Genomic DNA, 23110 nt, shown 5'->3' with positions numbered 1-23110 from the left:
TTATTTTTTTTAAAAAACTATGCTATAATTAAAAAAAGTAATAATAACTAGAAAGGGGATAGTTATGAAAATTCTAGTTTTAAATTTTGAAAAATTAGAGGATATTGTTTTAGCAACTCCTGTTGTAAATTCTTTAAAAAAAACTTTTCCAAAAAGTGAAATAGACTTTGTGGTTTTTGAAGAATATGGTGAGGTGTTAAAAAATCATAAGTCTATCAATAAAATGATAGAAATACCTAAAGAAGAAACAACTTTTTTACATATTTTTAGAGTAAGAAAAATTTTAAAAACTAAATATGATATAATTATAGATTTAACTTCTACTAGAAAAAGTGGTTGGTTTACTTTTTTAAGTTTTGGAACAAAATATAAGATAAGATATGAAAAAGATAAAATATTTAATTGGGGATGTAGTTATCTTGTACCAAAAAGTAAAATGTATGTAGATAAGGTTTCTAAGAATTTAGAATTTTTAGAGCCATTGAAAAAAATAGAGAACACAAAAATTATTTATACAAGAGATATAACTTTAGATATAACTAATGAAAAGAAAAAAGAAATAAAAGAATTAATGAAAAAGAAAGGTATAGATGTGTCTGTACCTATTTTTGCATGTTCACTATTTGGGTATAAAAAACATTATTCAATTGAAAAATTAATTGAAATTATGAATTCATTGGCTAAAGAGATAAAATGTAATATTGTAATTTATCATTCACAAAAAAGAAAATTTTTTACAGGAGAAGCCTATAAAAAAATAGAGAATAAAAAACAAATTCATCTATTAGAGTTAAATTCTATTGAGGACTATAAGGGATTTTTTGCAAATTGTAAATTTATTTTTGGAAATGATTGTCAAGAAAGATATATCTCTCAAGGAATGGAAGTAAAAAGTTTTACTTTGTTTTTGGATAATCATAATTGGATAGAAAATTATGGAGATAAATATCAAGGAATAGTATCAAGTAATATCTCTGAAGAATATTCAGGTTATACTAAAGATAAAATATATGGAAATATAACTACAGAGTTTGTGGTTAATAAAATAAAAGAGATGTTGAAATAGAGGTCAGGTTATGAAAATATTAGTTGTAAGATTTAAACAAATGGGGGATGCTATACTTGCTACACCTGTATGTAATACTTTAAGAAAAACTTTTCCAGATGCTGAAATTGATTTTGTTTGTTATGAACATGTAGCACCTATTTTTAAAGAGGATAAAAATTTTAATACCATTACTATTACTAATAAAGTAAAAAATAATGCTTTTAGATATTTATGGGAAGTGTATAAAATTACTAGAAAAAAATATGATATAGTAATAGATTTAATGTCAAACCCTAAAAGTGAATGGTTTACATTTTTATCAGGAGCAAAATATAGAATAGGAAGATATAGTAAACATAGAGGATTTACATATACTCATAAAATAAAAGAACCTACAGAATTTAAAAATGAGGTAGAAAAAGGATTAAGATTAGTAGAACCTTTAGAAAAAGAATACAATATTAAATATGATACTAATTTTAGACTATATGTAACTGATGAAGAAAAAGAAAAACTAAGAAAACAAATGGTAGAAAAGGGAATAGATTTTTCTAAACCTATTATAGCTTGTTCTGTAACAGCTAAATATATGCATAAAGTTTATCCAATAGATAGTATGGTAAAAACTTTAAAAATGATACTAGAAAAAAATAATGATATACAACTAATATGTTTTGGAACTTCTGACCAAAAAGAATATGTAAATAAAGTATATGAAATGATGGATAGAAGTAAAAATGTATTTCCAAATATAGAAACAAAATCTGTTAGAGACTTATTAGCTTTATTTTCAAATTGTGATATGTATTTTGGAAATGAAGGTGGAGCAAGACATATGGCTCAAGGTTTAGATATACCAAGCTTTGCAGTATTTTGGCCTGAATCCAATAGAAAATGCTGGATACCTTTTGGAGGAGAAAAACATAGAGGAATAATTTCAAGAGATATTCAAGAGGATTATGGAAATTTATCTTGGGAGGAAATATTTAACTTAATAACTCCAGAGAGATTAGTGAAAGAGTTTTATATAACTTTTGATAAGTTTGTAAAGAATGTAATTTAAGAAAGAAAGTGAAAAATTATGGAAAAATTAATTAGTTTTGATAAATATTCTAAAGTAATTTATGATAGTGAGAAGAATGTTTATATAAAAATTTTTAAACCAAAAATAAAAAAAAGAATTTTATATTTTTTTAGAATAAGAAGATATCCAGGATATAATTTTAAATATATGACAAGTTTATTTAATAAATTAGGAATAAAAACAGCTGAAATTATAGATTATGGAAAATATTATGTAATTACTAAAAGCATTGAAGGAAAAACTTTAGCAGAGATTTTAGATATAGAAATAGATGAGAAAAAAATAAAAAAATATATATTTCAATATGAAGAAATATTAGAGAAAATAATAAAAGGAAAAATATATTATGCAGATTTTCATTTTGGAAATTTTATAGTTTTTAATGAAGAACTTTATGTATTAGATTTAGAAGATTACAAAAAAGAAAAAATTTTTATTTTTAACAAAGAAAAAATGTTGAAAAAATTAAGGGAGAAATTAAATATAATAATAAATAACAAACTAATAAAAAAAGGATTAAATGCAAATTTTATATATGAACAAATAAAAAGTAAAGTTTAATTTAGAAAGTGAGAAAAATGAATATTTATTTAATAAATAGTAAAGAAGATAGAATAAAAGAATTAAATCAAAATAGAAATAATATAATAAAAATAACTTTATTTAATGGAATATTAAGTACTTTTTTAAAAAAAGGAAATATAATATATAGTGAAAATAAAAATGTTATTTTAGATTTTTGTGAAAAATTTTTAAAAATTCCTTATTTATATGGAGAGATAAATAATATATTAGAATTTGAAAATCATTATGCAAAAATAAAAAAATATGAAATTCCAATTTTAATGTATCATCAATTTATGGAAAAAAAATCTGATTCTGGAAAAGCAAAAATATTTGTAACCAAAAAACAGTTTGAATTACATTTAAAAATATTAAAATTTTTAGGATATCAAACAATAACTTTTAAAGACTTAAAAAAAATAGGATTACAAAATAGATTTTTAAAAAAATATATTATTTTAACAGTAGATGATGGATATGAAGACAATTATAAAATCCTATTCCCTTTATTAAAAAAATATAATATGAAAGCAGTTATATTTCTTGTTTCTGGGTTAAAAAATAATCAATGGACTATAAATAGTTTTGGGGAAAAAGAATTTAAATTACTAAATGACATTGAAGTAAAAGAGATGTTAAATAGTGGACTTATAGAATTTGGAGGGCATACTTTAACTCATTTAGATTTTCATAAAGCAACAGATAAAGAAGCTGAATATGAAATTGAAGAAGATAAAAAAATAACAGAAAAAAGATTAGGAGAAGAAATAATAACTTTTGCTTATCCTTTTGGTCATAGAAAAGATAGCACAAAAGAAATTGTAAGAAAAAAGGGGTATTCCTTTGCTGTATCAACTGATACAGGGGAAGGGATATTCACAAAAGATTTATATGATATTAGAAGAATAGCTATAGATAGAACTTCTTTATTAGATTTTTTTAGAAAAATATCGCCAAAATATGCACAATATAAGGCTAAAAAATATAATAAAAAATGAATTTAGAGGGAAATAAATTATGATATCTTTAATAATTTCAACTTATGATAAATATGATTTTTTATATATAGTTTTAAAATCGATAGAAAAACAAACTTTTAAAGATTTTGAAGTTATAATAGCAGAAGATTGTGAAAAAGAAGAAATGAAAGAAAATATAAAAAAATGGAAAGAAGAATTTTCTTTTAAAATAAAACATGTATTTCAAGAAGATATAGGTTTTAGAAAATGTAAAATTTTAAATGAAGCTATAAAAATAGCCAGTGAAAATATTGTAATTATAGATGGAGATTGTATATTACATAATAAATTTTTAAAAAATTATAATAAATATTTTCAAAAAGGATATGATATTATTTTTGGTAGAAGATGTGAAATGAGCCAAGAGTTAACAAATAAAATTTTAAAAAATAATAATTACAAAATTAGATTAGTAGATTTAATTTTTCCATATAGTAAAGCTTGGACAGAATGCATATATTTTCCACTAATAACGAAAACTAAAAAAAGAAGATTGAATCTTTTAGGTTCAAATATGGGATTTACTAAAGATATAATTTATAAAATAAATGGTTTTAATGAAGAATATCAATTTCCAGGAGTAGGAGAAGATACTGATTTAGAATGGAGATTAAAAAAAGTTAATGTAAAATACATAGCTTTAAAAAATACAATAATTCAATATCATTTATGGCATAGTACAAGCGGAACATATGAATTTGAAAAGAATGCTAGTATTTATTATGAAAGTAAGCAAAAAAATGAATGGTATACAAGAAATGGGTTAATAAAAAGTGAGGAATAAATTATGATAAGAAAAATAATATTTTATCTAAGAAATAAAATAAAAGTAGATAATGGAAATGAAATTATTAATAATTGGAAAAATAAAATTAGAAATAGTAAAATGACTTTAAGAGGAAAAGGAAATAAAATTATTATAGGTAATAATGTTAATCTCCAAAAAATATCTTTTGAAATTAGAGGGGAAAATAACATTATAGAAATAGGGGATAATACAATAATAGGAGAAAATACATATTTAATTTTAAGAGGAAATAATCATAAAATTAAAATAGGGAAAAATTGTATGTTTTCAAGAAATATAAAATTAATGGCTTCTGATGGACATAAAATATATCAAGATGGAAATTTGATAGAAACTGATGGAGATATAGAAATAGGGGATAATGTATGGTTATCAGATAATATAATAGTTTTAAAAAATGTAAAAATATCTAATGGAATTGTTGTAGGAATTAATTCTGTTATAACAAAATCTATTGAGCAGAAAAATGTATTAGTAGTAGGAAATCCTGCTAAAATTGTAAAAGAAAATATAAACTGGGAAGTGTAAATATGATAAGAAAAATAAATAGAATGTTTCAAGACTATATGAGAGTTAGAAGACTTGCTATAGGAAAATATATTTGGGATAGAAAAGAAAATAAGTTAAATATAGAAACTGATAATTTAATAAAAGATGAAAATGTAAAGTCAATTTTGATTTTAAGATATGATGGAAAAATAGGAGATATGACAGTAAATACTCTTATGTTTAGAGAGATAAAGAAAAGATATCCAGATATTAAAATAGGAGTAGTTACTAGAGGTGGAGCTATTGATATTATAAAAAATAATAAAAATGTAGATAAAATATATGAATTTAAGAAAAAATCTTCATATATAAAAAAATTAGCTAGAGAAATAGCTGATGAAAAATATGATGTACTAATAGATTTTACTGAAATGTTAAGAGTATATCAAATGATGTTTATAAATTTATGTAAAGCTAGAATAAATATAGGGCTTTCTAAAAAAGATTGGAATATGTTTGATATTTCTATTGAACCTAATAAAGATTTTCAATGGACAGACCACATAACATTAAGATATAAAGCATATCTTAATAAATTAGGAATAAAAGAAAATATAGACTTATCATATGATGTAGAAGTACCAGAAAATATAGAAAAAGAAATAGATGATTATATAGAAAAATTACCTAAGAAAGAATTAGTAGTAATTAATCCTTATGGTGCTAGTAAACATAGAACTTTTAATAATGAAACAATAGAAAAATTAATAGAATATTATCAAGAGAAAAATATAATTTTTGTTTTTTCTCCAGATAAATATGAAAATATAAAAAAATATTCAAATTATAATAATGTTTTTATTTATAATAAAATGAAAAATATATATCAAAGTATAGAATTTATAAAAAAAGCAGATTTAGTTATTTCTCCAGATACTTCAATAGTACATATAGCTTCGGCTTTTAATAAAAAACTTATAGCTATTTATTCACCAGATAAATTAAACTTTGCAGTGTGGAAACCTACAACTAAAAATTTGAAAGTATTATTATGTAAAGATAAAGTATCTAAAAATGATGAGATTGATATAAATACTTTTGATTTTGAAGAATTAAAGAAAATAGAATTTTAGGGAGATGTTATGAAAAATATTGTAATAGGAACTGGTAGTCTTTTAATGGGTGGAATAGAAAGAGTATTACAAGAGGTATTGAAGAATTTAGATAAAAATAAATATAAAATTTTTTTATTTGTAGAAAAAGATTATGGGAAAAGTAACATTTTTTTAGATGAAATTCCAAAAGAAGTTGAAGTTTATTTTTTAAAACCATATTCTTTGATAGAAAAAGCTGAATATTATAGAGATAAAAAGAAAAATATATTTTATAAATTGCTTTATAATATTCAAATGAAAAAAGAAAGAAAAATTGGAAATAAAAGTTTGTTTTTATATTTAAAAGAAATAGAAGAAAAATATGGAAAAATAGATACATTTATAGATTTTAATTGTGGACAAAATAAAATCATAAAAAAAATTAATATACCAAATAAATTAGCTTGGATACATATTTCTATGCCTAAACTTTTAAAAAGTAAAAATAAATTATTTAGATTTGGATTAAAATTAAAAGGATATGATAAAGTAGTTACTATTTGTGATGAAATGGCAGAAGAAATGAAAAAATTATATCCATATTTAAAAGAAAAAATAGTTAGAATATATAATCCATTTGATTTTGAAAGGATAACATATTTATCAAATGATAATTTAAGCCTAATTCCAAAAGAAAAAGAGTTAATAAAAGAGAACTATATATTAGCAGTATCAAGATTAGCCTTAGAACAAAAAGATTATTATACTCTTATCAAAGGATATAAAAAAGCTTTAGAAAAAGGAATAAGAGAAAAGCTTTATATAATTGGAGATGGTTCTGATAGAGAAAAAATAGAAAAAATGATACAAGATGAAGAGTTAGAAAATAAAATATTTTTATTAGGTGAGAAGAAAAATCCATATATTTGGATGAAAAATTCTAAATTATTTGTTCATAGTTCATTTTATGAGGGATTTGGACTTGTGTTAGTAGAAGCTATGATATGTGGAAAGGTAGTTTTATCTTCTGATTGTCCAGTAGGGCCTAAAGAAATATTAACTAAAGATAGTTGTGGGGTATTATTTAAAACAAGTAATATAGATGATTTATCAGAAAAATTAGAAAGTCTTTTATTAAAAGAAAATTTGGAAGTATATCAAGAGAGAATAAAAAATAGAATAAAAGAGTTTAGTACAGAAGAAATTATGAAAGAATATGAAAAAATAATATAAGGAGCCATTATGAAAAAAATAATTTTTTATACAGATTCTTTAATAATGGGTGGAGCAGAAAAAATAGCTTTAGATTATGTAAAAATGTTAGTAGAAATAGGAAAATATGAAATTCAATTATTAATAAATGAAGATAATGGTGATAAAGGAAATATTTTAATAGATAAAATACCTAAAAATGTTAATTATCAATTTATAGTTGATAAGAATATTATGGAGAAATTAAATTATTCTAGAGAAAAAAAACAAAGAAATATTTTTTATAAGTTACAATATAATTATTATTTATTAAAAAGAAGAAAAAAAAGAGAGAAAAGAATAAAAGAAATTTTATTAAGAGAAAAATATGATTGTATAATAGATTTTTATAATATTTTACCTAATGATATAATTGATGAACGAGTAATTAGTTGGCAGCATACAACATTGCAAAATTATTCAGAAAAAAGTTTAAAGTTATTTAAAAAACGTCTTTCTAAAATTAAATATTTAATAGTTTTAAATGAAGAAATGAAAGAAGAAGTTCTAAAAATATTTTCTAATTATAAAGATAAAATCAAAGTAATTTATAATTTTTTTGATATAGAAGAAATTGAAAGATTGTCTTTAGATAAAAGCAAATTAAACAAACAAGAAGAAGAATTGATAGAAAAAGATTATTTTTTTGCTTGTTGTAGATTAGATAAATATAAAGGTATAGATATTTTAATAGAGGCTTATAAAATTTTAAAAGAAAAATATGGTATAAAAGAAAAATTATATATTGCTGGGATTGGAGACCAAAAAGAAATATTAGAAAATTTAGTAAAAAATTATAATTTAGAAAAAGATATAGTGTTTTTGGGGCTTCAAAAAAATCCATATGTATGGATGAAAAATGCAAAGTTTTTTGTGCATAGTTCATATAGAGAAGGTTTGCCAACAGTTGTAATAGAAGGTCTTATTGCAAATGGAATAGTAATATCTTCAAATTGTCCTACAGGCCCAAAAGAAATATTAGAAAATGGAAAAGTAGGAGTATTATTTTCAGTAGGAAATAAAGAAGAATTAGCTAAAAAGATATTAAATATTCTAGAAAATAGAGAATTATTAGAAAATTATAAAAAAGAAGCTAGAAGAAGGATAAGAGACTTTTCTAAAGAAAAAATTAGTAAAAAAATTTTAGAAATACTGAAATAAAATATAGGAGAAAAATGAAGAAGGTATTATTTTCAATAGAAGATTTAAAAATAGGGAATGATATAAAAAATGATATAGAAGAAGCTTTAAAAGAAAGAAAGCTAGAAACTATATTTTTAAATAATGATTTAGAAAAAACAATGATTTACAAACTTTTTAGAGAATGTACTAAAAAAATAAGTTGTAAAAATTATTTAAAAAAAATTTTTATTAAATATGAAGAAAATATAAAAAAAATAAAATAGCAAAATATAAAGAATTAAGTTACATATTTTTTATAAGTGGAGGAGAATTTTCAGAAAGTTCTTTAAAATTATTAAAAGATAATAATCCATCTGTAAAAATGATATTATTTTTATGGGATAAGTTAGAATATTCATATTGGGAAAATAAAGTAAAATATTTTGATTATATTTTTTCTTATGATAGAATAGAGGCAAAAAAAAATAATTTTATATTTAGACCAACTTTTTTTATAAATGAATGTTTAAATAATTTACCTAAGGAAAAAGAATATAGTTTATGTTATGTAGGAGCATTAAGAGATAAAAAAAGATATGAATATATAAAAAACTTAAAAAATTATTTAGAAAGAAATAATTTAAAATTTTTTTTAAAACTTTATGTAGATAAAAATACAGAAAAATATTTACCAAAAAATTATGATAAAAATCTAATAATAAATAAGAGAATTTCATATTTAGAAAATATAGATATATTAAAAAAATCTAAAGTAGTTTTAGATATGAAATATCAAAATCAAAATGGATTAACTTTAAGAGTTTATGAAGTGTTAGCAACTAATACTAAAATAATAACAGATAATGAAGATATAAAAAATTATGATTTTTATAATAAAAATAACATAAAGATTATAAAAAATATAGATGATATAGAAAATATTCCAGTAGAATTTTTTAAAATACCTGCAATAGAAATAGATAAAAAAATAAAAGATAGATATTCTGTAAAAGGATTTATAGATGAAATATTTAAAAAAGTGGATAATTTAGAATTTTAAAAACTTTATATAAGATAAACATATTGAAGGTTAAAAGATAAGAGGAAAAATTATGAAAGAAAATATAATAGTTTTAATAGTAACTTATAATAGATTAGAGTTATTAAAAGAATGTTTAAAAAAATATGAAAATTTGATAAAAAAACCAGAAAAAATTTTAATAGTTGATAATAATAGTACAGATGGAACAAAAGAATTTTTAAAGAAATGGGTTAATATTAAATCTATATTTGAAAAAGAAATATTATTTCTTCAAGAAAATATAGGTGGAAGTGGTGGATTTTATAGTGGAATGGATAAAATATTAAAAGATAGTTCATCTAAATATGATTGGATTTATATATCTGATGATGATGCTTTTCCCAAAAAAGATTTATTTGAAAAATTTCATAATATAAACAAAGAAAAAAATATTGGCGCTATTTGTTCAAAAGTTATTAACAATGGAAAGATAGATGTAATGCATAGAAGAAGAATTAATAAAAAGTTTAAAGAAAATTTTGTTTTAGAAGAAGAATATAATAAAAGATGTTTTGAAATAGATTTATTTAGTTATGTAGGGACATTTATAAAGATAGATTGTTTAAAAGAAATAGGATTACCTGAAAAAGATTATTTTATATGGTATGATGATACAGAACATTCTTATAGAATAAGTAGAAAATACAAGATATTATGTTTTCCAGAATTGGAAGTTGAGCATAATGTAGGAGAGGCTAATATAGGTTTTTCATGGAAAACTTATTATGGAATAAGAAACAGGATTCATATGTTGAAAAAATACATGTCTAAGTTTGAATTTTTTATTTATTTATTAAAAATAAATTATAGGATGAAATCTAGATTTTTAAAAAAGAAAATTTCAAAGGAAGAATATTTATGTTTCAAAGAAGCAATTAATGATGCAAAAAATGGAAAATTAGGTAAGAAATAAAAGAGGTAAAAATGGAAAAATATAATTATTTAATAGTAGGAGCAGGACTTTTTGGTTCTATATTTGCTTATGAAGCAAATAAAAGAGGAAAAAAGTGTCTAGTAATAGATAAAAGAAATCATGTTGGTGGAAATATTTATACAGAAAAAATAGAAGAAATAAATATTCATAAATATGGAGCTCATATATTTCATACAAATAATAAAAAAGTATGGGATTATATTAATCAATTTGTTGAATTTAACAGATTTACTAACTCTCCAATAGCAAATTATAAAGGAGAATTATTTAATTTACCTTTTAATATGAATACCTTTAATAAATTATGGGGGGGGTAATTAATCCTAAAGAGGCAAAACAAAAGATTAAAGAACAAGTAGATGAAAGTGGGATTAAAGAACCAAAGAATTTAGAAGAACAAGCAATTTCTTTAGTTGGAAAAGATATTTATTTAAAATTAATTAAAGGATATACTGAAAAACAATGGGGAAGGGATGCAAAAGATTTACCTAGTTTTATTATAAAAAGATTACCAGTAAGATTTACATATGACAATAATTATTTTAATGATAAATATCAAGGAATTCCTATTGGTGGGTATACAAAAATAATTGAAAAATTATTAGAAAATATAGAAGTGCAATTAAATAGTAATTTTTTTGATAATAGACAATACTATGAAAATATAGCTGAAAAAATATTATTTACAGGAATGATAGATGAATTTTATAATTATAAATTTGGTAATTTAGAATATCGTTCACTGAACTTTGAAATGGAAATATTAGAAGAAGAAAATTATCAAGGGGTTGCTGTAATGAATTTTACAGATAGAGAAACACCATATACAAGAATAATAGAACATAAACATTTTGAATTTGGAAACCAAGAAAAAACAGTTATAACTAAAGAATATCCTAAAGAATGGAAATTAGGAGATGAACCATATTATCCAATAAATGATGATAAAAATAATTTACTTTATGAAAAATATTTGGAACTTTCTAAAAAAGATAAAAATATTATTTTTGGTGGTAGATTAGGAACATATAAATATTATGATATGGATAAAATAGTGGAAGAGGCTTTAAGTATAGTTAATATGGTGATAAGTGATGAAAAATAAAGAAAATAAGTTAAAAAATAATTGGCAGGAGGAAGTAAAAGATTCTAAATTAGATTTAAGTATAGTAGTAGCAGTTTATAATATAGAAAATTATATTGGAGAATGTTTAGAATCAATAAAAAAATTAAAGAATATAGATTATGAACTTTTAATAATAAATGATGGTTCAACAGACAATAGTCAAAAAATAATAGATGAATACTGTAAGAGAAATAAAAGAGCAACATCTTATATTAAAGAAAATGAAGGAATATCATCAACAAGAAATTATGGAATAGAAAAAGCTAGAGGTGAGTATATTTGGTTTATAGATGGAGATGATATTATAGTAGCAGATAAATTTGAAAAATTTTATAAAAAAAGTCAAATGTTAAAAGATATAGATATTTTTTGTGGGAATTATAGTACTTTTATAAATGGGAAGAAAGAATTAACAAAAAATTTATCAACTATATTAGAAGAGAATAAAGTTTTTTCTGGAAAAAATTTTTTAGAAAAATTAAAAAATAATTTATCATTAAATTGTTCTGTATGGAAAAATTTATACAGAAGAAATTTTTTATTAGAAAATAATTTATATTTTAAAGAAGGAATTATTATGGAAGATGGATTATATACACTATTAACTCTACTTATTGCAAATAAAGTAGTGTATATAGAAGAATATTTTTATTTATATAGGTTAAATAGAGAAAAATCTATAACAACAGAAGCTAATCAAAAAAATAATATAGATAAAATAGCTCTTAGTTCTTTAGAATATGTTAAAGAATTATTAAAAAATTTAGATAGAATAAATAGAATAAAATTTTTAAAAATAAGAATATTAGATGAATATTTATATTATTTAAATTTTTATAAAAAAAGAGATTTAGAACTAGAGAAAAAAATATGGAAAATAAAAGGTATTTTGATTCCTAAAATAAAAGTACAGTTTAAAATTTGGAAAAGAACATATATTTATAAAAGATATCAAATTAAAAAAATATAAATTTTGGAGAAAAAATTATGCAGTTTAAACAAAAAATTACATTAGAAAAAGTAACAGAATACATATTATACTTATTTTTAATAAGTGTATGTTGTTTTAAAGGAATGATTAATACTTTTGGTGGATTATTTGTATTTACATCAGGAGCATTAATTTATAAACTACCAAATAGAAAAGAGTTTTTTAAAAGATATAAATATGAGTTAATATTTACAGGAATATTTATATTAGGAGTTTTCTTAGAAATGTTATCAGTAGATGGATTAGGGAAAGCATATAAATTTTTCTATAAAAACTTTTATTTTCTTATGATACCAGGTTTACTATATTCCTTTGAAAAAGAGGAAATAAGAAAAAGAGCTTTCTATTTAATAATTTTTAGTTTATTTATGGGAATAATAGAAAGTTTTAGAATTTTTAAAGTAGTACATAAATTTAATTATGGTGGAAGAGTAGAAAGTTTTTTTGATATTGGAAGATGGGGTTCAGCATTACAAATGGTATTACTTTTAATGTTACCATCATTACGAAAAAAAATATTCTTAATTCCAATATTTATTCTTGGTTTAATTAGTCTTATACTTAATAATTCAAGAGGACCATGGTTAGCATTTTCTGCTTGTATAGGAGTATACTTAATTTATTTATTATTTTATAAGAAAAATGTTAAAACAGTTTTAGGAATAGGTATTTTATCCTTAGTACTATTAGTAGTAGGATATAATAAATCACCTAAAAATTTTGATAAATTTATAAATAGAATAGAAAGTTATAAGAATATTCAAAATAATTATTCTAATTTAGGTAGATTAGTTATGTGGAAAGAAAATATACTATTTATGAAAGATAGTATAAAAGATAATAAAAGAGCATTTTTCTTTGGCGTAGGTTATGATAATGATGAAACTTTCGGAGAATATGTTTCAGAAAAAGAAGATTATCAAAAATTAGATAAAAGATTAAAATCTAATATATCTTTTACAGATGCTCATAACATGTATATTCATACTTTTGTAAGAAAAGGTGTAATATATGGAGTGTTATTCTGGGGATATATGGTATATTATTGTTTAAGAAAATTAAAAGAAAGATTATGGTTAGAAGATGAACTTATATTAGGAAGCCTTTTAAGTACTCTATCATTCTTTATTTGTGGAATTTTCTATAGTAATATATTTACATTTGATACTTTTATATTCTTCACAATTTTCCTATTTGGTGTAAATTATAAATATCAATTATTTGAATATAAAGAATAAAATAGGAAAAAATTTTATAATAATTTAATTTATAATATTATATGTAGATACTTGTCGAGTAGTATAGTATTTGATTAAACAAGTTTAGATAAAAGCTCTCAAGAAATTGAGAGTTTTTATTTTATAATTTTTTTATTTCTTTACAATTTTCTTAAAGGCTTTTAACATTTCTATATCCAAATTACAAAGTTCTTTTACAATATCTTCTATTATCTCAAATTTTTTATCTTCCATATCTCCTAGTATAGAAAATAATTCAGCAAATCTTTTATCTTTCTTAGGGTTAGAATCAATATGAAAATCTGTTATTTTTCTTTTGATATTACTTAGTCCCAAAAGATAATTTAAGTCAATATTAAAATAATTAGCATAGGTAATTAAATGTTTATTATCAGGGACAACACTTCCATTTTCCCATCTTGATATCATAGCTTTATTTACAGTAAGTCCATATTTTTCTGAAAAAATTCCACAAAGTTCTTCCATAGTTATCCTTTTATCTCCCTCTTTGTTAGGTTTTCTAAGTTCTTTTAATCTATCTCCAAATTTAAACTTTTTCTCTTTCATAAAAATACCTTTGTAGACTTAATAAACTAATATTATTATTTTTTATCTTAAAAAACAACTATTTTTTTAATTATCATTGATAATCATAAAATATAGGAGTAAAATTTGTTATCATAAAAGATAAAAAGGGGGAAATATTATGAAAGAATCAATAAAAAAATTGCTAATAACTGGGAATTATTTTGCAATTAACAAAAATTTAGTTAGGGAGCTTGGGATTGAAAAAGGTTTTTTTAAATTAATAGCCAAAAAATTTATAATTTAGTTTCTAAAAATTTTGATATACAGTTTCCAAAAAATTTAGAAACTAGTTTCCGAAAAACTTTAGATAATAAAGAAATAAATATAAATAAAAAATATAAAGAAAATAATATAAATAATAATATATGTGAAAAATTCAAAATGAAGAGGGAATATCTGAAAGATTAAAAGTAAAATTAATAGAATTTGTAGAATATAGAAAAGAGATAAAAAAGGGAATTAAAACTTATAGAGTAAAAAGTTGACAAAAATTTGAAGGGGGTATAGTTTTATTGTATTTTCTGAAAAAAGTGTAAAATATAATTTGACAAAATTTGACATCATAATAAATTTTAGTTGAAAATAAAAGGAGAATGTAGTATAATTATTAAGCAAGAAAAATAGGTATAGTGGGGTAGAAATTATGAAGCATTTTTTGAATGTAAAGGTTAGGACAATATATTTTTTTATTTTGTTGCTGACATATTTAGGATTGTTTGAATATTTTAAGGTCGCTGAAAATTTAATTTCAGGAATAGTATTTTTAATTATATTCTTAATGTACTATCTATTTGATATTGCTAATTTTAATTCGTATAAGGTAAATAGTAAAAAAATAATTCTTTCCATAATAATAAATGGTTTAGGATTTATTTTTATGTTGTTATTAAATAAAGATAAAAAAACTATCTTTGTTTTTGTTTTGTATACAGTAATTCAAATTTTAAGTAAATATTTACTTTCTTTTTTAAGTAGAAAAACTAGTAGAGTGTTAATTCTTGGTTATGATACACCAACAGAAAAAATAATAAATATTTTAAATGAAAATAAAGATAAGTATAATTATATTGGCTATATTCATGAAAATATAGAAATCTTAAATAATTACTTAGGAAAAGTAGAGGATATAGAAAGTATAGTTAAAGAAAAAGGAATAGATGAGATAATTTTTACAAGTAGAAAACAAGTAAAAAGATATGCTGATATGGTGATGAATCTTAAATTAAAAGGGGTAAAAGTTATAGATTATCTTTCTTTCCTTGAAGAAGAAGAGGGAAAAGTAGATGTTGACAAAATTGATAGCCTTTGGGTATTAATGGGTGGAGGATTTACATCTTTTAATGATAGTATGCAAAGAAGAATAAAGAGAGCTTTTGATATTATTGTTTCTATAATTTTATTGATAGTTTCTTTTCCTTTTATGATGATAACTTTTATTTTAGTAAAAACTGATGGGGGACCTGCTTTTTTTAAACAAAAAAGAATAGGAATGAATGGACAGGAATTTGAAATTATTAAATTTAGAAGTATGAAAGTACATGACCCAAATAAATTTTCTAAATATGCTAGTGAAACTGATGATAGAATAACAAAAATAGGACATTTTATAAGAAAAACTAGGTTAGATGAATTACCACAACTTATAAATGTTTTTAGAGGAGAGATGTCCTTTGTAGGACCAAGACCAGAATGGAATGAGTTAGGGCATGAATATGAGGAAAAAATAAAGAATTATAACTTAAGATATGTAGTAAGACCTGGAATAACAGGTTGGGCTCAGACAATGTATTTTTATAGCTCTACTCTTGAAGAAGTAAAAGAGAAATTAGAGTATGATTTATATTATATTAAACACCAAGATATAATTCTTGATATAATTATATTATTTAAAACTGTAAAAATTGTAATTTTTGGGAAGGGAATTTAAGTTAAATGAAGATTTGTTTATTTATAGATAATTTTACTCCTGATTTAGGAGCTTCATCATTTAGATTTGAAAGTATAGTAAAAGAGTTAGCTGATAGAAATCACGAAGTAACAATAATAGCTTCTTATCCAAATAGAATAAAATTAGAAGAATTTAAAGAATTTAAATATAAAAATGTAAATATAATAAGAATTAATAAAAGTGATTTAAAAAATAATATATTTCAGAGAGCAATTAAATATTTTGGATATTTTCTTGAAGCAATAAGAGAAGGAAAAAGATATTCAAAAGATTGTGATATAATAATAGCAACGAGTCCACAACTTTTAGTTGGGGTAGCAGGAGCTTTTATTTCAAAAATTAATAATAAGATATTTTTATTAGATATAAGAGATTTATGGCCAGATATAGTTTTAGATATGAATGTAATGAAGAAGTATAATCCTATATATTTATTTCTAAAGTTACTAGAAAAATTTATGTATAGAAAAAGTACTTTTTTGGTATATAACTCACCAGGCTTTTTTAAATATTTAGAAAAAAATTATAATGTAAAAAGAATGGAATTAATAACTAATGGAATAGATGATTATATTTTAGATTATTTTGAGAGTAAAGCTTTAAATTTGACTAAAAAAGAAAAATATAAGATATTGTATGCAGGTAATTTAGGAATAGCTCAAGATATAAAAATTTTAATAGAATTAGCTAAATATAGAAAAGATATAGAAATAATTTTAATAGGTAAAGGAAGTCAAGAAAAAGAAATAAAGTCTAAAATGAAAAATGTAAATAATATAACTTTGACTTCTTCTGTTCCTAGGAATGAGCTATTAAAAATATATGAAGAATCAGACATATTGTTTGTTCAATTAAAAAATATAAAAATGTTTGAAAAAACTATTCCTTCAAAAATTTTTGAGTATTTAGCTTCAAAAAAACCAATAATTTTTGGGTTAGAAGGAGTAGCGAGAAATATTTTAGAAAATGAATTTTCTCAACAATATTATTTTGAATCTAATAATATAGAAAAATTAAATAAAGTTTTAGATAAGGTAATTTATGATATAGAAAATAATAGCTATATAAAACCAGATACAGATAAATTGAGAAAAAAATATTCAAGAAAAAATTTATCTATAAAATATGCTAATTTAATAGAAAAGGTAATTGAAGATGATAAATAAATATATAGATTATTATAAGGCAACTTTTAAAGGAGAAATTTTTGAGAAGGTAAAAAGAAAACTTTTAATAAAAATGAATATTTTTGAAAAAAAGAAAGAATTAAAAGAAGTAGAATTAGAGTTGTGTTGTAATTTTAAAAAAAATAATTTTAGAAAAAAAATTGGAGAAAATAGATTTAGAATCTTTAATAAATATTTGAATATAGAAAATTTAAATTGGAAAGATTTTAAAAATGGCAAAAAATGGTATTTAGAAAATTTAAAAGATTATGGAGATATAAAAGAAATATGGGAAATAAATAGATTGCAATTTTTACCTTTGTTAATTTTAAATAATAAAGAAGAATTAGCTAAAAATATTTTGAATGAATGGATAGAAAAAAATCCATATAATATTGGAATAAATTGGAATAATAATTTAGAAGTAGCTATAAGAGGAATTTCTTTAATAAATTTTTATATATTACTTAAAGACAAAAATTTAAATTATGAAAAATTAATTTATCTTCATGGACTACATATATACAATGATATTAAATATTCAGAAAAATGTATTCCAAATAATCATGTAATAGGAGAAGCTGCAACTTTATATTGTATTTCTAAATTTTTAAAATTTTCTGAAAATAAAAAATGGGAAGAAAAAGCTAAAAGAATATTAAAAACTTATTCAAATCATTTACATATAGACGGAACCTATGAAGAAGCAAGTTTATCTTATCATAGATTTGTTTTACAAATGTATATTATGGTATTTTTATTTTCTAAAAAAAGTAATGATAATTTTTTAGAAGATGAAATATTAGAGAAATTAAAAAGAGCAACAATATTTTTAAAATCTATTGAAAAACCAAATAAGAATTATCCTGATTTTGGTGATAATGATGAGGGAATGTTTTATAAATTAGATTATAATATGGCATTTTATAATTTTGTAGAAAGTTTAAATTCACTATTTGAGAAAGAAAAAAAAGGTGAAATAAAATTATTAGAAGAAATTTATGATATTAAACTAAATAATAAAGAAGAATATGAAAAAATAGATAAACAAAATATTTTTAATATTGGAAAGTATTTTGTTTATAGACAAAAAGAAAATTATTTTTTTATTCATAATCAAAAACAAATTTATCATTCACATTCTGACGGAATGGCAATGGAATTAATGTTAAATGGAAAAGAAATTTTAATTGATTCTGGAACATATAATTATAATATAGATATAAATAAAAGAAAATATTATAGAGGAACTTTATCTCATAATACCGTATATTTAAATGAAGACCAAAGTAAACAAATAGGAAGTTTTAGATGGATTAATTCTTCACAAAACCTCTTTGAAACAAAAGAAGAATTAGATAATTTTTTTATAAAAGGAAGTAATATTCTAAAGAATAAAAAAGAACATATAAGAAAAATAAACTTAGAAAAAGATTTTAAAAAAATAGAAGTAAAAGATATTATAAAAAATACAGATAAGTTTATAATTAGTTGGATATTTTCTAGTGAAATAAAAACTATTAATAAGATTTCTGAGAAAGAAATATCATTAAATAATAATGAAATAGTATTAAATATAGAAACAAAAGATAAAATAGAAGTTAATATAGTTGATGCTTATATTTCTTTAGGATATAATCAAGAAATTTTAGTTAAAAAATTAGAAATAAAAAATATAGAAAATAAAAAAGAATATATAATAACAAGTATTTTTAAAATAGGAGAAATTTAACAATGAAAGTAGGATTAATATTTGGAACAAGACCAGAAGCAATTAAAGTGGCTCCTGTATATCATGAATTAAAAAATAATGGAATAGATGTAAAAGCAGTAGTAACAGGACAACACAAAGAAATGCTTTATCAAGTATTAAATCTTTTTGGAATAACTCCTGATTATGATTTACAAATAATGAAACAAGGACAAGGGTTATCAGAATTAACTGGTAGACTTATAATTAAACTTGATGAGATTGTAAAAAAAGAAAATTTTGATTATATATTAGTTCAAGGAGATACAACATCAGTTTTAGCAGGAGCTTTAGTAGGATTTTATAATCAAATACCAGTAGGACATATTGAAGCAGGACTTAGAACAGGAAATATTTATTCGCCATTTCCTGAGGAAGCTAATAGAAAACTTGTAGGAAATATAACAAGTATTCATTTTGCTCCAACAGATGTAAATGTAAAAAATCTTTTAAAAGAAAATTATCCAAAGGATAAAATTTTAAAAGTTGGAAATACAGTAATAGATGCACTTTATTGGGTAAAGAAAAATAAAAGTGAAGATATAGAATTTATAAAAAGAAAATATGGTGTAGAAAATAAGAAATATATTTTAATTACAATGCATAGAAGAGAGAATTGGGGAAAGTCAATGGAAGAAACTCTTAAAGCAGTAAGAGATTATTTAGAGAAACATGATGATTTATATTTAGTGTTTCCAATGCATTTAAACCCATTAGTAAGAGAAGTGGTACATAAAGTATTGGATACTTTTGAAAGAAAAATTTTAATAGAACCATTAGAATATTTAGAGTTTATAGCAATAATGGATGGAGCACATTATATAATGACAGATTCAGGAGGAGTTCAAGAGGAAGCTCCAAGTTTAGGAAAACCTACATTGGTACTTCGTGATACAACAGAAAGACCTGAAGCTATAGAAGCAGGAACAGCTAAATTGGTTGGAACAAAATATGAAGATGTAATAAAATATATGGAATTATTAGAGGGAGAATTATATGAAAAAATGTCAAAAGCTAATAATCCATATGGTGATGGAAAAACATCAGAAAGAATAAGAAAATATTTAGAAAGTGTTAGCAAATAATTTAATATATAAAGAGGGAAAAGATGGAAGAATTATTAGAAAAAGCAAGAAAAAAAGAATTAAAAATCACAATATTAGGAATGGGGTATATAGGACTTCCTACGGCCATAGCTTTTGCAAGAGCAGGATTTACAGTAAATGGATTTGATGTAAATAAAAAAGTAATAGAAACTTTAAAAGGTGGACATATTCATATAGTAGAGCCAGATTTACAAGAAGCATTTGAAGAAGCTATAAATAGTGGAAGATTAATACCAACAGACAAATTAGAAAAATCAGATGTATTTATAATCTCTGTACCAACTCCATTTAAAAAAGAACATGAAGAAAAAATAGCAGATTTATCTTATGTAGAAAGTGGAGCAAGAGAAGTAGCAACAGTATTAGAAGAAAATAATCTTGTAATATTAGAATCAACAGTACCACCAATGACAACAAAATTAATGACAGATATATTAGAAAAAGAATCAAAAATATCAAGAGAAAAATTTATGACAGTTCATTGTCCTGAAAGAGTTTTACCAGGAAGAATTCTTTATGAATTAGAACATAATGATAGAATAATTGGAGCAGAAAGAAGAGAAGCAGGAGAATACACAAAAGTTATATATGATGCAATGGTAAAAGAAGGAACTTGTTATATAACTGATGATATAACAGCAGAAATGTGTAAACTTGTAGAAAATACATTTAGAGATGTAAATATAGCTTTTGCTAATGAACTTTCTGTAATTTGTGATAAATTAGGAATAGATGTATTTGAATTAATAAAATTAGCAAATAAACATCCAAGAGTAAATATATTAACACCAGGAGCAGGAGTTGGAGGACATTGTTTAGCAGTAGACCCATGGTTTATTGTAGAAAAATTTCCAAAAGAAGCAAATGTAATAAGAGAAGCAAGACTTATAAATGATTTTAAACCAAGATTCATAGTAAATAAAGTAGATGAAATATTAAAAGGAGATAAATCATTAACAGTAGGAGTATTAGGACTTGCTTATAAACCAGATATAGATGATTTAAGAGAATCACCAGCAATGGAAATAGCTGAAATCTTAAGAGATAAAGGGTATAAAGTAATAGCTTGTGAACCAAATGTAAGAGAAAAAGAAAGTCATGGTTTTGAACTTTATAGTTTTAAGGAAACAATAGAGAAAGCAGATTATTTAGTATTAGCACAAGGACATAAAGAATTTAAAGAAAATATAGAAGTATTAAAAGAAAAGAAAGTGTATGATTGTTTAGGAATAATTAAATAAAAAAGGAGAAGAATGAAAGTAAAGAGCCTAAAACATAATTTTATAATGTTTTTTTTACGAAATTTTTTTACATTAGGCTTTACAATTTTTATTTTTCCAATAGTTGTAAAAAAATTAGGACCAGAAAATTTAGGAAAAATTCAATATGTGGAAGCTATTGTAGCATATTTTTTATTATTTATAAACTTAGGAATTGATACTTATGGAAAGAGAGAAGTAGCATTATATAGAGAAGATAGAGAAAAATTATCTTCAATAGTACTAGAGTTAATTTTTATTTTATTGATAACTACTATTATAGGTATAATTATTTATTTAATAAATATAAAATATCTTATGGATGATATCATTATAAAAAAGATTTCTATGATATATTTATTAAATATAATATTTAATTTTATAGGAGTTGAATGGTTTTATATAGGAATAGAAAATCAAGAATATATAACAAAAAGAAATTTATTTTTTAAATTTTTATCCGCTATATCTATACTGCTTTTTATAAATTCTAAAAATGATATGTATATATATGTTTTTATTGTAATTTTTTCTTTGGTTGGCTCAAATTTATTAAATATTTTAAATTTAAAAAAATATATTGTTTTAAAAAAAATAAAAATTAAAGATATAAGTAAACATTTGAAACCATTATTTGTTTTATTTTTTAGTGTTTTATCAGCAAGTATAGCACACCATTTAGATTCTATAATGGTAAAGAATATAGTTGGGGTGAAAGAATTAGGATATTACTCATTTGCAATGAAATTTGGAAAAATACCAATAGTATTAACCACTACAATTGTAGCTGTATTATATCCAAGGTTATGTAATTTATTAGGTCAAAATAAAAAAAAGGAATATTATCAATTAGCAACTATAGGAATAGAAATAATTCTTTTATTTTCAACACCAATAACTATAGGAATGTTTCTAATTTCAGATATAATAGTAAAAGTATTTGCTGGAACTGATTTCTTAAATAGTATACCAGTAATGAAAGTTTTTTCGATTTTAATTTTGGTAATGGGAATAGCTTATTCAACAGGAAGTATAACTTTGGTAGCAAATAAAAGAGATAAGGTTTATTCTTTGTCAGTTGTATTAGGTGCATTGTTAAATTTTATTTTTAATTTATTATATATTCCTAAAATAGGAGCATTAGGAGCAGCAATAGCAACAATTATAACAGAGGTTATAGCAATAATTGTAAGAATTTTATTTTGTATGGATATTTTTAAAAAAATAAAAATATCGATTTTTAATCTAGTAAAAATAATAATTTCAAGTACTTTTATGGGAATAGTAGTATACTATATAAAAAATTTTTCTTCCAATTTAACAATAAATTTGATTTTTTCAATAATATTTGGTGGAATTGCTTATTCAATATCATTACTGTTATTTAAAGAAAAATACATAATAAATTTTTTGGAAAAATTAAAAAATAAATTTAAGGAGTAAT

The 23110-nt window shown here is 21.7% G+C and carries 24 protein-coding genes; 23 read left to right on the top strand and 1 reads right to left on the bottom strand.

The features are described 5' to 3' along the window. The first annotated feature begins 64 nt into the window (after nt 1-64). Genes T364_RS0102695 through T364_RS0102625 form a run of 16 tightly spaced genes read left to right on the top strand, consistent with a single transcriptional unit; the run spans nt 65 to nt 13849 of the window. The gene (locus tag T364_RS0102695) at nt 65-1066 is read left to right on the top strand and encodes a glycosyltransferase family 9 protein (RefSeq protein WP_027128207.1); all 1002 of its coding nucleotides are present in this window, start codon (nt 65-67) and stop codon (nt 1064-1066) included. Nucleotides 1067-1076: 10 nt separating this feature from the next. Then, entirely contained in the window at nt 1077-2111 is a 1035-nt protein-coding gene (locus tag T364_RS0102690; RefSeq protein WP_027128206.1) for a glycosyltransferase family 9 protein, read from the top strand. Nucleotides 2112-2129: 18 nt separating this feature from the next. Continuing rightward, entirely contained in the window at nt 2130-2693 is a 564-nt protein-coding gene (locus tag T364_RS0102685; protein ID WP_027128205.1) for a BUD32 family EKC/KEOPS complex subunit, read from the top strand. A 17-nt stretch (nt 2694-2710) separates the two neighbouring features. After that, on the top strand, nt 2711-3694 hold the full coding sequence (locus T364_RS0102680; protein ID WP_245596542.1) for a polysaccharide deacetylase family protein: 984 nt from the start codon (nt 2711-2713) through the stop codon (nt 3692-3694). A gap of 19 nt (nt 3695-3713) precedes the next feature. Next, nucleotides 3714-4499, top strand: a complete 786-nt coding sequence (locus T364_RS0102675; protein WP_027128203.1) for a glycosyltransferase — start codon at nt 3714-3716, stop codon at nt 4497-4499. Nucleotides 4500-4502: 3 nt separating this feature from the next. After that, nucleotides 4503-5051 (top strand): acyltransferase, encoded by a 549-nt coding sequence (locus T364_RS0102670; RefSeq protein ID WP_035945249.1) that lies wholly within the window; start codon nt 4503-4505, stop codon nt 5049-5051. Nucleotides 5052-5053: 2 nt separating this feature from the next. Further along, nucleotides 5054-6145: a glycosyltransferase family 9 protein gene (locus T364_RS0102665; protein WP_027128201.1), complete on the top strand. Its 1092-nt coding sequence runs from the start codon at nt 5054-5056 to the stop codon at nt 6143-6145. Between the two features lie 9 nt (nt 6146-6154). Then, nucleotides 6155-7339: a glycosyltransferase gene (locus T364_RS0102660; protein WP_027128200.1), complete on the top strand. Its 1185-nt coding sequence runs from the start codon at nt 6155-6157 to the stop codon at nt 7337-7339. 9 nt (nt 7340-7348) lie between these two features. Continuing rightward, nucleotides 7349-8518, top strand: coding sequence for a glycosyltransferase (locus T364_RS0102655; RefSeq protein WP_051532620.1), 1170 nt, complete (start codon nt 7349-7351; stop codon nt 8516-8518). A gap of 14 nt (nt 8519-8532) precedes the next feature. Then, on the top strand, nt 8533-8763 hold the full coding sequence (locus tag T364_RS0102650; RefSeq protein WP_027128198.1) for a hypothetical protein: 231 nt from the start codon (nt 8533-8535) through the stop codon (nt 8761-8763). After that, a complete protein-coding gene (locus tag T364_RS0102645; RefSeq protein ID WP_483788271.1) occupies nt 8760-9539 on the top strand; it encodes a WaaS/CpsH family glycosyltransferase in 780 nt (259 codons plus the stop codon). Before T364_RS0102650 ends, T364_RS0102645 begins: the two co-directional genes overlap by 4 nt. A gap of 52 nt (nt 9540-9591) precedes the next feature. Beyond that, nucleotides 9592-10473 carry a glycosyltransferase gene (locus tag T364_RS10370; protein WP_051532619.1) on the top strand — a complete coding sequence of 294 codons (882 nt, stop codon included), beginning with the start codon at nt 9592-9594 and terminating at the stop codon, nt 10471-10473. Nucleotides 10474-10484: 11 nt separating this feature from the next. Further along, the gene (locus T364_RS11260) at nt 10485-10811 is read left to right on the top strand and encodes an NAD(P)-binding protein (protein ID WP_245596540.1); all 327 of its coding nucleotides are present in this window, start codon (nt 10485-10487) and stop codon (nt 10809-10811) included. After that, the gene (locus T364_RS10365) at nt 10799-11599 is read left to right on the top strand and encodes a UDP-galactopyranose/dTDP-fucopyranose mutase family protein (RefSeq protein ID WP_245596532.1); all 801 of its coding nucleotides are present in this window, start codon (nt 10799-10801) and stop codon (nt 11597-11599) included. Before T364_RS11260 ends, T364_RS10365 begins: the two co-directional genes overlap by 13 nt. Then, on the top strand, nt 11589-12590 hold the full coding sequence (locus T364_RS10955; protein ID WP_051532618.1) for a glycosyltransferase: 1002 nt from the start codon (nt 11589-11591) through the stop codon (nt 12588-12590). The genes T364_RS10365 and T364_RS10955 overlap by 11 nt, the downstream gene beginning before the upstream one ends. A 17-nt stretch (nt 12591-12607) precedes the next feature. Beyond that, on the top strand, nt 12608-13849 hold the full coding sequence (locus T364_RS0102625) for an O-antigen ligase family protein (RefSeq protein ID WP_027128196.1): 1242 nt from the start codon (nt 12608-12610) through the stop codon (nt 13847-13849). Between the two features lie 132 nt (nt 13850-13981). Here the strand turns inward: T364_RS0102625 and T364_RS10950 are convergent, their stop codons facing one another. Next, nucleotides 13982-14416: a helix-turn-helix domain-containing protein gene (locus T364_RS10950; RefSeq protein WP_051532617.1), complete on the bottom strand. Its 435-nt coding sequence runs from the start codon at nt 14414-14416 to the stop codon at nt 13982-13984. A gap of 139 nt (nt 14417-14555) precedes the next feature. Here T364_RS10950 and T364_RS11340 point away from each other — a divergent pair, with 139 nt between their 5' ends. The 7 genes from T364_RS11340 to T364_RS0102585 all read left to right on the top strand — a co-directional run bounded on the left by T364_RS11340 (nt 14556) and on the right by T364_RS0102585 (nt 23109). After that, nucleotides 14556-14681: a hypothetical protein gene (locus T364_RS11340; RefSeq protein ID WP_281172927.1), complete on the top strand. Its 126-nt coding sequence runs from the start codon at nt 14556-14558 to the stop codon at nt 14679-14681. A gap of 399 nt (nt 14682-15080) precedes the next feature. Continuing rightward, the gene (locus tag T364_RS0102610) at nt 15081-16364 is read left to right on the top strand and encodes an exopolysaccharide biosynthesis polyprenyl glycosylphosphotransferase (protein ID WP_027128195.1); all 1284 of its coding nucleotides are present in this window, start codon (nt 15081-15083) and stop codon (nt 16362-16364) included. 5 nt (nt 16365-16369) lie between these two features. Then, the gene (locus T364_RS0102605; protein ID WP_027128194.1) at nt 16370-17551 is read left to right on the top strand and encodes a glycosyltransferase family 4 protein; all 1182 of its coding nucleotides are present in this window, start codon (nt 16370-16372) and stop codon (nt 17549-17551) included. Continuing rightward, nucleotides 17541-19283, top strand: a complete 1743-nt coding sequence (locus T364_RS0102600) for a heparinase II/III domain-containing protein (RefSeq protein ID WP_027128193.1) — start codon at nt 17541-17543, stop codon at nt 19281-19283. Before T364_RS0102605 ends, T364_RS0102600 begins: the two co-directional genes overlap by 11 nt. A gap of 2 nt (nt 19284-19285) precedes the next feature. Continuing rightward, nucleotides 19286-20386, top strand: coding sequence for a non-hydrolyzing UDP-N-acetylglucosamine 2-epimerase (wecB, locus tag T364_RS0102595; protein WP_027128192.1), 1101 nt, complete (start codon nt 19286-19288; stop codon nt 20384-20386). 23 nt (nt 20387-20409) lie between these two features. After that, entirely contained in the window at nt 20410-21648 is a 1239-nt protein-coding gene (locus T364_RS0102590; RefSeq protein WP_027128191.1) for a nucleotide sugar dehydrogenase, read from the top strand. A 45-nt stretch (nt 21649-21693) separates the two neighbouring features. Next, nucleotides 21694-23109, top strand: a complete 1416-nt coding sequence (locus tag T364_RS0102585; protein WP_211249021.1) for an oligosaccharide flippase family protein — start codon at nt 21694-21696, stop codon at nt 23107-23109. Nucleotide 23110: the final 1 nt, after the last annotated feature.

It is taken from the genome of Fusobacterium perfoetens ATCC 29250 (assembly GCF_000622245.1).
Classification (GTDB): Bacteria; Fusobacteriota; Fusobacteriia; order Fusobacteriales; family Fusobacteriaceae; genus Fusobacterium_B; species Fusobacterium_B perfoetens.
This window is presented reverse-complemented; position numbering and strand designations above follow the sequence as displayed.

Bases quoted from the DNA above. Each gene is read 5' to 3' on its own strand.
- T364_RS0102665 (WP_027128201.1), top strand. From the start codon at position 5,054: ATGATAAGAAAAATAAATAGAATGTTTCAAGACTATATGAGAGTTAGA.
- T364_RS0102590 (WP_027128191.1), top strand. From the start codon at position 20,410: ATGGAAGAATTATTAGAAAAAGCAAGAAAAAAAGAATTAAAAATCACA.
- T364_RS0102610 (WP_027128195.1), top strand. From the start codon at position 15,081: ATGAAGCATTTTTTGAATGTAAAGGTTAGGACAATATATTTTTTTATT.
- wecB (WP_027128192.1), top strand. From the start codon at position 19,286: ATGAAAGTAGGATTAATATTTGGAACAAGACCAGAAGCAATTAAAGTG.
- T364_RS0102695 (WP_027128207.1), top strand. From the start codon at position 65: ATGAAAATTCTAGTTTTAAATTTTGAAAAATTAGAGGATATTGTTTTA.
- T364_RS0102680 (WP_245596542.1), top strand. From the start codon at position 2,711: ATGAATATTTATTTAATAAATAGTAAAGAAGATAGAATAAAAGAATTA.
- T364_RS10370 (WP_051532619.1), top strand. From the start codon at position 9,592: ATGAAAGAAAATATAATAGTTTTAATAGTAACTTATAATAGATTAGAG.
- T364_RS0102675 (WP_027128203.1), top strand. From the start codon at position 3,714: ATGATATCTTTAATAATTTCAACTTATGATAAATATGATTTTTTATAT.
- T364_RS0102650 (WP_027128198.1), top strand. From the start codon at position 8,533: ATGAAGAAGGTATTATTTTCAATAGAAGATTTAAAAATAGGGAATGAT.
- T364_RS11260 (WP_245596540.1), top strand. From the start codon at position 10,485: ATGGAAAAATATAATTATTTAATAGTAGGAGCAGGACTTTTTGGTTCT.
- T364_RS0102685 (WP_027128205.1), top strand. From the start codon at position 2,130: ATGGAAAAATTAATTAGTTTTGATAAATATTCTAAAGTAATTTATGAT.
- T364_RS0102585 (WP_211249021.1), top strand. From the start codon at position 21,694: ATGTTTTTTTTACGAAATTTTTTTACATTAGGCTTTACAATTTTTATT.
- T364_RS10950 (WP_051532617.1), bottom strand. From the start codon at position 14,416: ATGAAAGAGAAAAAGTTTAAATTTGGAGATAGATTAAAAGAACTTAGA.
- T364_RS0102670 (WP_035945249.1), top strand. From the start codon at position 4,503: ATGATAAGAAAAATAATATTTTATCTAAGAAATAAAATAAAAGTAGAT.
- T364_RS10955 (WP_051532618.1), top strand. From the start codon at position 11,589: ATGAAAAATAAAGAAAATAAGTTAAAAAATAATTGGCAGGAGGAAGTA.
- T364_RS0102690 (WP_027128206.1), top strand. From the start codon at position 1,077: ATGAAAATATTAGTTGTAAGATTTAAACAAATGGGGGATGCTATACTT.
- T364_RS0102625 (WP_027128196.1), top strand. From the start codon at position 12,608: ATGCAGTTTAAACAAAAAATTACATTAGAAAAAGTAACAGAATACATA.
- T364_RS11340 (WP_281172927.1), top strand. From the start codon at position 14,556: ATGAAAGAATCAATAAAAAAATTGCTAATAACTGGGAATTATTTTGCA.
- T364_RS10365 (WP_245596532.1), top strand. From the start codon at position 10,799: ATGGGGGGGGTAATTAATCCTAAAGAGGCAAAACAAAAGATTAAAGAA.
- T364_RS0102605 (WP_027128194.1), top strand. From the start codon at position 16,370: ATGAAGATTTGTTTATTTATAGATAATTTTACTCCTGATTTAGGAGCT.
- T364_RS0102660 (WP_027128200.1), top strand. From the start codon at position 6,155: ATGAAAAATATTGTAATAGGAACTGGTAGTCTTTTAATGGGTGGAATA.
- T364_RS0102655 (WP_051532620.1), top strand. From the start codon at position 7,349: ATGAAAAAAATAATTTTTTATACAGATTCTTTAATAATGGGTGGAGCA.
- T364_RS0102600 (WP_027128193.1), top strand. From the start codon at position 17,541: ATGATAAATAAATATATAGATTATTATAAGGCAACTTTTAAAGGAGAA.